This window comes from Eoetvoesiella caeni (assembly GCF_003315175.1).
GTDB lineage: Bacteria > Pseudomonadota > Gammaproteobacteria > Burkholderiales > Burkholderiaceae_B > Eoetvoesia > Eoetvoesia caeni.
In genome coordinates this window covers 22,709-30,934 of record NZ_QNRQ01000022.1, presented here as the reverse complement: position 1 = coordinate 30,934, position 8,226 = coordinate 22,709, and the positions used below count along the sequence as shown (strand labels likewise).

The window sequence follows — 8,226 nt, the reverse complement described above, 5'->3', positions numbered from 1 at the left end:
TGGCAGGCACTGGTGCGTTATCTGGACGATGGGCGCATTGAGATCGACAACAATACCGCCGAGCGAGCGTTGCGCGGGGTAGCCCTGGGCAGGAAAAACTACCTGTTTCTGGGATCCGACGCGGGCGGTGAACGCGCGGCCACGATGTACAGCCTACTTGGCACAGCCAAATTGAACGATATCAATCCCCAAGCGTACCTGCGCCACGTCTTGAGCGTGATCGCCGACCATCCGGTGAACCGGGTTGACGAGCTGCTGCCCTGGAACGTCGCGCTTTAAGTACCGGACAGCGGTTGCTCAATTCCACTCTTCGTGCTCAAGAGGGGCTGTTGAAAGATCCCAGATGGTCGAGTGGTATTGCACTTCAAACCACTCTAGGAACATCTTGCGAGTGCGACGCTTGGGCCAAAGTGCCTGGTCAGTGAACCAGCTGTTCAAAAAAGACGCAAACAATACGCTAAAGCGCTGGAGCGCCCATTGCTCGGCCTGCTCAGGCGTGTTAATGATGTCCGGCGATATAAGGTAGACCTCTTGTTCTTGGCGCAGCTCGTCCAAGGCAAGCCCCTCAATCGGTTGTGAATCAACACTCCTGATCCAGTCCAGCGCCGCTTGCTTGGGCACGATGAGAATCAAGTTGCGATTGATGGTGGCGTGATCAACTTCGGGCATGACTATTCAACGAAAAACACTGAGGAGTGGATTTTACTCATTGAGCAGCCTCACGCCCAAGTCAAGACGGTGTTCGCCGGGCGCTTACTGTACAACAAGGCGCTGCTGCTGGATCAGAGAAGGACGCTGTTGCAGGACTGGGCGGACTACCTGAGTGCTGCGGAGGGCAGCGGCACGGCATGGGACGATTTGGCCGGGTGTTGCAGAACAATGGAAAAGGGGCGGCTTTTTCCTTTTCTGAATAGGGTCGTTGTCCCTTGAGTGCCGTTCCCTTGCCATTTGCCTTTGCCGAAGGCTGGGCGCTAGGAATGGGGTAAACAATGGATTAAAGGGGGTAATTTTTATTTTATTGCCTCTTTTTACGATTCGTGTCACCCATTCCTGGTCAGCCATGCCTACCCTCACTATCGACCAAGCTCGCTGCGTCGTTGAATGTGGAAAGTCCAGACGTGTGCTAAGAGTCGGAAGGAACTTCTACTATGTGGCTGCACCTAATAGGATCGTCATATGAGCAGACTCAACCTTGCCATTCGGCCCATGACGCGGCAGGAACTTGATATTGGCGTCGAGTGGGCGGCTGCCGAAGGATGGAATCCAGGCTTGCATGATGCGGATAGCTTTTATGCCGCCGATCCCGATGGGTTCTTGATTGGGCTGCTCGGCGACGAGCCCATAGGGATGATCTCCGCCGTCAAGTACGGTAGCGATTTTGGCTTCATTGGTTTCTACATTGTTCGTCCGGCCTACCGTCGGCAAGGGTATGGTTCGGCTTTGTGGGAGGCGGCCATGCGAGTTTTGGAGGGCCGTTTTACCGGGCTGGACGGCGTGGTCGAACAGCAAGAGAACTACCGTAAAAGCGGGTTTGTACTGGCGTATAACAATGTGCGGTATCAGGGGCTGATCCCTGTTCAGGCTTGGTCGCATGACGAAAGCATAGTTCCTCTGGCAAGCATAGCGTCCGATGAACTGCAGTGCTATGATGCCCAGCTTTTCCCGGCCGGTCGCGAAACATTCCTGGGTAGTTGGATTTCCCAGCAAGGAAGCACGGCCCTGGCATGCCTGCACAAAGGCAGTTTGGCCGGGTATGGCGTGATCAGGCCATGCCGCACGGGCTTCAGGGTGGGGCCGTTATTCGCCAACGAAGGGCGGTTTGCCGAGCGGCTCTTGCGTGCGCTGGCCGCTCGGCTACCGGAAGGCTCGATCATTCAACTTGATATTCCCTCGGTCAATCCCGCCGCCGTGGCATTGGTACAGACTTATGGCATGGCCCGGGTGTTCGAGACGGCGCGCATGTACAGCGGGCCGGCGCCTTCGCTGGCGATAGAATATATGTTCGGGGTTACGACCTTCGAGCTAGGATAGAGGCCGTAAGCTCTGTGGCTTCACTGTCCTTGCGGCATGACTGCCTGGGCAACGTGACTTGCCCCGGTGAATTATTGCGGCGCTGCGACTTGCACCAAAGACCGTCTCGGCCCAAAATGGGACCGTAGGGTTACAGAAGCAGGAGGGTCGCATGCGGGTGCTGGTCATTGGTGGAACTGGCTTTATCGGACGGCATTTGGTGGCTCGTCTGGTCAAGGCGGGGCATGCGGTCAATGTGCCCACGCGGCGCTACCAGAATGGCCGGGACCTGCTGGTTTTCCCAGCGCTTAATCTCCTTGATGCCGACGTCCACGACGACCGCGCGCTTGAAGGGCTGATATCAGAAGCGGACGCGGTCATCAATCTGGCCGGAATACTGCATAGCCGTCCAGGCAAGCCTTACGGGCCGGATTTTGCGCGGGTGCATGTCGAACTGCCCAGGCGCATTGCGGCAACTTGCCGCAAGCTGGGCGTGCGCCGGCTGCTGCATGTCAGCGCATTGGGCGCCAGTGCCAACGGCGCCAGCGGCTATCAGCGCTCCAAGGCGGCCGGTGAAGCGGCCATCTGGGAAGAGTTCCAGTCGTATCCCGACGGAGCCTGCACAATTTTCCGGCCATCGGTGGTTTTTGGCCCCGATGACAATTTCATGAACCGTTTCGCACGGCTGGCGCGGTGGCTGCCGATTATTCCGCTGGCCTGTTCAAAGTCGCGTTTGCAGCCGGTCTATGTTGGCGATGTCGCCGACGCAATTTCACAGGCCTTGGTAAATTCTCTGACCCACGGCCGGGTCTACACGCTGGCGGGGTTTGCCGACTACACTTTGGCGGAATTGGTCGAGCTGGCGGCGAAGTGGTCGGGCCACCCGCGCAGGATATTGCCGCTGCCCATGTTCCTGGGGCGCATGCAAGCCTTTGTATTTGAGTGCATGCCGGGCGAACCCATCATGTCGCGCGACAATCTGGACTCGCTTAAAGTGGACAACATCAGCGATGAGTCCATGGCTCCTGAACTGCGCATCGTCGCCAAGTCGCTGGAATCCATCGCGCCGGCCTATCTGGCCCCAAAGCGCAAGTCCTTGGGCCGGGCGTAAGCCGCGGCGCACGCCAAGCACTGTCCCAAAAGAAATCCCCGCCAGATATCTTAGGCGGGGATCATGGGTACTGTGTTCAGTTCAAGAGCTTTCGCTTAATCAACAGCCTTGACCATGTCTTCGATGACTTTCTTGGCGTCGCCGAACACCATCATGGTTTTGTCCATGTAGAACAGTTCGTTGTCCAGGCCGGCGTAGCCGGCGGCCATCGAACGCTTGTTCACGATAACGGTGCGTGCCTTGTAGGCTTCCAGGATAGGCATGCCGGCAATCGGCGATTGCGGGTCGTTCTTTGCGGCCGGGTTGACCACGTCGTTGGCGCCCAGAACCAGCACCACATCCGTCTGCGAGAACTCGCTGTTGATGTCGTCCATTTCGAAGACTTGGTCGTAGGGCACTTCGGCCTCGGCCAAAAGCACGTTCATGTGCCCGGGCATGCGGCCGGCCACGGGATGGATGGCGTACTTTACAGTTACGCCTTTCTCGGTCAGTTTTTCTGCCAATTCTTTCAGAGCATGCTGGGCCCGTGCCACGGCCAGGCCGTAGCCCGGCACGATAGTGACGGTTTCGGCATTGCTCATGAGGAAAGCGGCATCGTCGGGGCTGCCCGACTTGACGTTGCGCGCCGCCTGGTCGCCGGCCTGGGCGGCCGAGCTGGCGTCGCTGCCGAAGCCGCCCAGAATCACATTGAAGAACGAGCGGTTCATGGCCTTGCACATGATGTACGAAAGAATGGCGCCCGATGAACCCACCAGCGAACCGGCAATGATCAGCATGGGGTTGTTCAGCGAGAACCCGATGCCGGCCGCGGCCCAGCCCGAATAACTGTTCAGCATGGACACCACCACAGGCATGTCGGCGCCGCCGATCGGGATGATGATAAGCACGCCCAGAATAAACGCCAGCACCGTCATGATGATGAAGGGCAGCCATTCTTGCGTACCCATGAACCATAAGCCGCAGGCCAGCATGATCAGGGCCAGGACAAGGTTCAGCATGTGCTGGCCGCCGAAGACGACGGGCGCGCCCTGGAACAGGCGGAACTTGTATTTGCCGGACAGCTTGCCAAAGGCAATGACCGAGCCCGAGAACGTGATGGCGCCCACGAACGTGCCGATGAACAATTCCAGCCTGTTGCCGACGGGCAGCGCCTGGCCTTCGGCCGTAATGTTGAAGGCGTGCGGTTCGGCGACGATGGCAACAGCAATGGCCACCGCGGCAAGACCGATCATGCTGTGCATGAAAGCCACGAGTTCGGGCATCTTGGTCATTTCGACGCGCTGGGCCATTACAGTACCGATGGCGCCGCCGATGACCAGCCCAAGCACGATCCAGCCCAGGCCGGCGATGGCCATGCCTTCGCGGGCCACGCTGACGATAAGCGCGGCGGTGGTCAGCACGGCAATGGCCATGCCTATCATGCCGAACGTATTGCCGCGCCTGGATGTGGTGGGGTGCGACAGGCCCTTAAGCGCCTGGATGAAGCAGATTGAAGCGACCAGGTATAAAAAAGTGACGAGGTTGATGGAGATCATGCCTGGCCTCCTTTAGTGTTTTTCTTTTCTTTTTTCTTGAACATTTCCAGCATCCGGCGTGTGACGAGAAAGCCGCCAAAGACATTGACCGCGGCCAGCGCCACGGCAAAGACGCCCATGGATCGAGCCAGTCCGCCTTCTGTCAGCCCCGCGGCCAGCATGGCGCCCACGATGATGATGGCGGAGATGGCGTTGGTCACCGCCATAAGAGGCGTATGCAGCGCCGGCGTAACGTTCCAGACCACGTGAAAGCCCACGTAGATCGCCAGGACGAAGATAATGAGGTTGAGCAGGGTTGGGTTGACTGCTTCCATCAGGCGCTCCTTAGCAGGTTGCCGTCGCTGCTCATCAGGCAGGCCGCGACGATTTCGTCTTCGCGCTGAATGGCCAACTGGCCTTCGGCGTCGGTAATGAGTTTAAGAAAGTCCAGCACGTTGCGGGCATAAAGGGCCGAGGCATCGGTGGCCACCATGGCCGGCAGGTTGGTGTAGCCGATCAGGCTGACGCCGTGCTTGACCACCACCTTGTCCTTTTCGGAAAGCGGGCAGTTGCCGCCGCGCTCGACCGCAAGGTCGACAATGACCGAGCCCGGTTTCATGGCCTGTACGGTTTCCTCGGACACCAGCGTGGGAGCAGGGCGGCCGGGGATCAGCGCGGTGGTGATGATGATGTCGGCCTGCTTGCATCGTTCGGACACCAGCGCGGCCTGGCGCGCCATCCAGGCGGCGGGCATGGGGCGGGCATAGCCGCCCACGCCTTGGGCGATTTCGCGCTCTTCGTCGGTTTCGAACGGCACATCGATGAATTTGGCGCCCAGGGATTCGATTTGCTCTTTGGCGGCGGGCCGTACGTCAGAGGCCTCGACCACGGCGCCCAGGCGCTTGGCCGTGGCAATGGCCTGCAGGCCGGCCACGCCCGCGCCCAGCACGACTACGCGCGCGGCCTTAAGCGTGCCGGCGGCGGTCATCATCATGGGAAAGAGGCGGCCGTACTGGTTGGCGGCCAGCAGCACCGCCTTGTAGCCGGCCAGGTTGGCTTGCGAAGACAAAACGTCCAGGCTTTGGGCGCGGGTAATGCGCGGCGCGGCCTCCAGGGCAAAGGCGGTGAGCCCCGCCGTGGCCAGCGATTGCAGGCCTTCCGGGTTGAAGGGGTCGAGCATGCCGACCAGGACAGAGCCTGGCTTCATGCTGGTCAGTTCACCCGCGGAGGGAGTGCGTACCTTCAGGACGAGTGCGGCGCTTAGCGCCTGTTCCGCCGTGCCGAGCGTGGCGCCCGCGGCAACATAAGCGTCGTCGGGATAGTGCGCGGCTGCGCCGGCGCCTGTTTCGACAACAACCTGATGTTTTGCACTAATATACTTCTTGACGGTCTCGGGTGTGGCTGCGACACGCGTCTCCCCTTGCAGGCTTTCGCGTGGGATTCCTATTTGCATGTGGTCTTCTCCTTAATCTCGCGCTGTGGCTCTATGCTGCGTTTTAATTTAGTGTTTACTATACTTTAGTTTAGTGGCCGCTACATTTTTATTTTTTCGACTTCCTGGTTTTCGTGTTTTTTGTGTACGATTGGAGCGTAGCCTACATTTGCTTGGATCTTATGTTTTTAAGGTGAGGGCGTCATGGGACTTTTAGATTCAGTCATATCGACCATTCGCGGCGGGCCATCGCCATCCGCTCCTGAACAAGCTTTATTGCTGCCTGTAGTCATAGAATTCGTCAATGCTTATCCTGGCGGCTTGCAAGGCCTTATACAAAAGTTTCAGCGGGAAGGCCTGGCAGAGGTCGTGTCTTCGTGGCTGGGTAGTGGCCCGAACCAGCCTGTGTCGCCGGCCCAGTTGCAGTCGGTCCTGAGCGATGACGAGGTCGAGCATTTGGCAAAAACATCTGGTCAGGCTCCCGACGTATTACTTGGAAATCTCAGCAAGCTGCTGCCGACTTTAGTGGACCATGTTACGCCCGACGGCCAGCTTGGCCAAAACCAGGAACTGGACGTGGACTTGCTTATGGGGTCGGTGTCGGGCGTGCTTAGAAAACTTTAAGACCTTCAGGCCTGGTGCCGGCGAAGGGCGCATTTGCACCGCTCGCCATGCCCCGATGGAATCAGCCCTTGCTGGCCTCAAGGGCCTGGTTGATGTCGGCCGTGATGTCGTCGATGTGTTCAATGCCGATCGACAGCCGGACCATGTCTTCGCCCACGCCCGCCTTTTTCAGTTCTTCGGGGCTTAGCTGGCGATGGGTGGTCGAGGCCGGATGGCAAGCCAGCGATTTGGTGTCGCCGATGTTTACCAGCCGCACGATCAGCTTGAGCGCATCGATGAAGCGGGCGCCGGCCGCGCTGCCGCCCTTGATTCCGAACGACAAAATACTGGCAGGCAAGCCGCCGTCCATGTATTTTTTGGCCAGGGCATGTTCCGGGTGGTCGGGCAGGCCTGCGTATTGCACCCACGATACCTGCGGGTGGTTTTTCAAGAGCTGGGCTACTTTCAGTGCGTTTTCTGTATGCCTTTCCATGCGCAGCGGCAAGGTTTCGATGCCTTGCAGGATAAGGAAGGCATTGAAGGGCGACAGGGCTGCGCCGGTGTTGCGCAAAGGTACGACACGGCAGCGCGCGATGAAGGCGGCGGGGCCGAAGGTTTCGGTATAGACCACGCCGTGGTACGAGGGGTCGGGCTCGTTCAGCATGGGAAAGCGCTGCTTGTGTTCGGTCCAGGGGAATTTGCCCGAGTCGACGATGGCGCCGGCAATGGTAGTGCCGTGGCCGCCCATGTACTTGGTCAGTGCATGAACGACGATGTCGGCGCCGTGTTCAAACGGGCGGCACAAGGCGGGCGAGGCGACAGTGTTGTCGACAATAAGCGGTATGCCGTGCCGGTGCGCGGCGTCGGCAATGGCCTGGATGTCGACCACGTTGCCGGCCGGGTTGCCGATGGTTTCGCAAAATACCGCTTTGGTGTTTTCGTCGATAAGCGCTTCCAGGGCCGCGATATCGTCGTGGGGCGCAAATTTTACGGTCAGGCCCTGGCGCGGGAAGGTATGAGCGAACAGATTGTAAGTACCGCCATAGAGCTTGGCCACCGAGACGATGTTGTCGCCGGCTTGCGCAATGGCTTGAATGGCATAGGTAATGGCCGACATTCGGTAATGGCCGACATTCCGGAAGCCACGGCCAACGCCGCAATGCCGCCCTCGAGCGCCGCCACGCGTTCTTCAAGCACCCCGTTGGTGGGGTTCATAATGCGGGTGTAGATGTTGCCTGGAACTTTCAGGTCGAACAGGTCCGCGCCGTGCTGAGTGCTGTCGAAGGCGTACGAAGTAGTTTGGTAAATGGGAGTGGCAACCGCCTTGGTGGTGGGGTCGGGCTGATAGCCCGCATGTATGGCCAGTGTCTCGATTTTCATGGTTTTTTCTAATAAGGGATGGTCAAGGCAAGCTGCAAGAATAACAAATTGGGCTCGGAGTGCCTACCGTCAAGCAGACTATTGTCTGATTTGGATATAACGATAAGATATAGTCTTGTTACATAAGTACAAAAAAAGGCGCGGGCGGGGCGGGTGTGCCCGTTGGAGTTAGGTTA

At 58.7% G+C, this 8,226-nt stretch carries 9 protein-coding genes and 1 pseudogene; 5 read left to right on the top strand and 5 right to left on the bottom strand.

Features of this window, described 5'->3' with window-relative positions:
• Positions 1-279 (top strand): transposase domain-containing protein (locus tag DFR37_RS21780; RefSeq protein ID WP_147251655.1); only part of this gene is annotated, 279 nt, incomplete at its 5' end.
• 18 nt (positions 280-297) lie between these two features.
• Here DFR37_RS21780 and DFR37_RS21775 read toward each other — a convergent pair.
• A complete protein-coding gene (locus DFR37_RS21775; protein WP_113935259.1) occupies positions 298-669 on the bottom strand; it encodes a hypothetical protein in 372 nt (123 codons plus the stop codon).
• Between DFR37_RS21775 and DFR37_RS21770 the strand changes: the two genes are divergently transcribed.
• The 3 genes from DFR37_RS21770 (at position 652) to DFR37_RS21760 (ending at position 3,121) form a co-directional block, all read left to right on the top strand.
• Positions 652-930: a hypothetical protein gene (locus tag DFR37_RS21770; protein WP_113935258.1), complete on the top strand. Its 279-nt coding sequence runs from the start codon at positions 652-654 to the stop codon at positions 928-930. The genes DFR37_RS21775 and DFR37_RS21770 overlap by 18 nt on opposite strands.
• Before the next feature lie 246 nt (positions 931-1,176).
• Entirely contained in the window at positions 1,177-2,031 is an 855-nt protein-coding gene (locus DFR37_RS21765; RefSeq protein WP_113935257.1) for a GNAT family N-acetyltransferase, read from the top strand.
• Positions 2,032-2,182: 151 nt separating this feature from the next.
• Positions 2,183-3,121: a complex I NDUFA9 subunit family protein gene (locus DFR37_RS21760; RefSeq protein WP_113935256.1), complete on the top strand. Its 939-nt coding sequence runs from the start codon at positions 2,183-2,185 to the stop codon at positions 3,119-3,121.
• A 95-nt stretch (positions 3,122-3,216) separates the two neighbouring features.
• On the opposite strand, the gene DFR37_RS21755 is transcribed toward DFR37_RS21760, so the two are convergent.
• From DFR37_RS21755 to DFR37_RS21745, 3 genes are read right to left on the bottom strand one after another with little or no spacing between them, the layout of a single operon-like run.
• On the bottom strand, positions 3,217-4,656 hold the full coding sequence (locus tag DFR37_RS21755) for an NAD(P)(+) transhydrogenase (Re/Si-specific) subunit beta (protein ID WP_113935255.1): 1,440 nt from the start codon (positions 4,654-4,656) through the stop codon (positions 3,217-3,219).
• Entirely contained in the window at positions 4,653-4,970 is a 318-nt protein-coding gene (locus DFR37_RS21750) for an NAD(P) transhydrogenase subunit alpha part 2 (RefSeq protein ID WP_113935254.1), read from the bottom strand. The genes DFR37_RS21755 and DFR37_RS21750 overlap by 4 nt, the downstream gene beginning before the upstream one ends.
• A complete protein-coding gene (locus tag DFR37_RS21745; protein ID WP_113935253.1) occupies positions 4,970-6,088 on the bottom strand; it encodes a Re/Si-specific NAD(P)(+) transhydrogenase subunit alpha in 1,119 nt (372 codons plus the stop codon). The genes DFR37_RS21750 and DFR37_RS21745 overlap by 1 nt, the downstream gene beginning before the upstream one ends.
• A gap of 183 nt (positions 6,089-6,271) precedes the next feature.
• Between DFR37_RS21745 and DFR37_RS21740 the strand changes: the two genes are divergently transcribed.
• Entirely contained in the window at positions 6,272-6,691 is a 420-nt protein-coding gene (locus tag DFR37_RS21740) for a YidB family protein (protein WP_113935252.1), read from the top strand.
• Positions 6,692-6,752: 61 nt separating this feature from the next.
• Here DFR37_RS21740 and DFR37_RS21735 read toward each other — a convergent pair.
• Positions 6,753-8,050, bottom strand: a pseudogene (locus DFR37_RS21735) (bifunctional O-acetylhomoserine aminocarboxypropyltransferase/cysteine synthase).
• Between the last annotated feature and the right edge of the window lie 176 nt (positions 8,051-8,226).

Coding starts and splice junctions, on each gene's coding strand:
- DFR37_RS21755 (WP_113935255.1), bottom strand. CDS start 4,656: ATGATCTCCATCAACCTCGTCACTTTTTTATACCTGGTCGCTTCAATC.
- DFR37_RS21765 (WP_113935257.1), top strand. CDS start 1,177: ATGAGCAGACTCAACCTTGCCATTCGGCCCATGACGCGGCAGGAACTT.
- DFR37_RS21750 (WP_113935254.1), bottom strand. CDS start 4,970: ATGGAAGCAGTCAACCCAACCCTGCTCAACCTCATTATCTTCGTCCTG.
- DFR37_RS21760 (WP_113935256.1), top strand. CDS start 2,183: ATGCGGGTGCTGGTCATTGGTGGAACTGGCTTTATCGGACGGCATTTG.
- DFR37_RS21740 (WP_113935252.1), top strand. CDS start 6,272: ATGGGACTTTTAGATTCAGTCATATCGACCATTCGCGGCGGGCCATCG.
- DFR37_RS21745 (WP_113935253.1), bottom strand. CDS start 6,088: ATGCAAATAGGAATCCCACGCGAAAGCCTGCAAGGGGAGACGCGTGTC.
- DFR37_RS21775 (WP_113935259.1), bottom strand. CDS start 669: ATGCCCGAAGTTGATCACGCCACCATCAATCGCAACTTGATTCTCATC.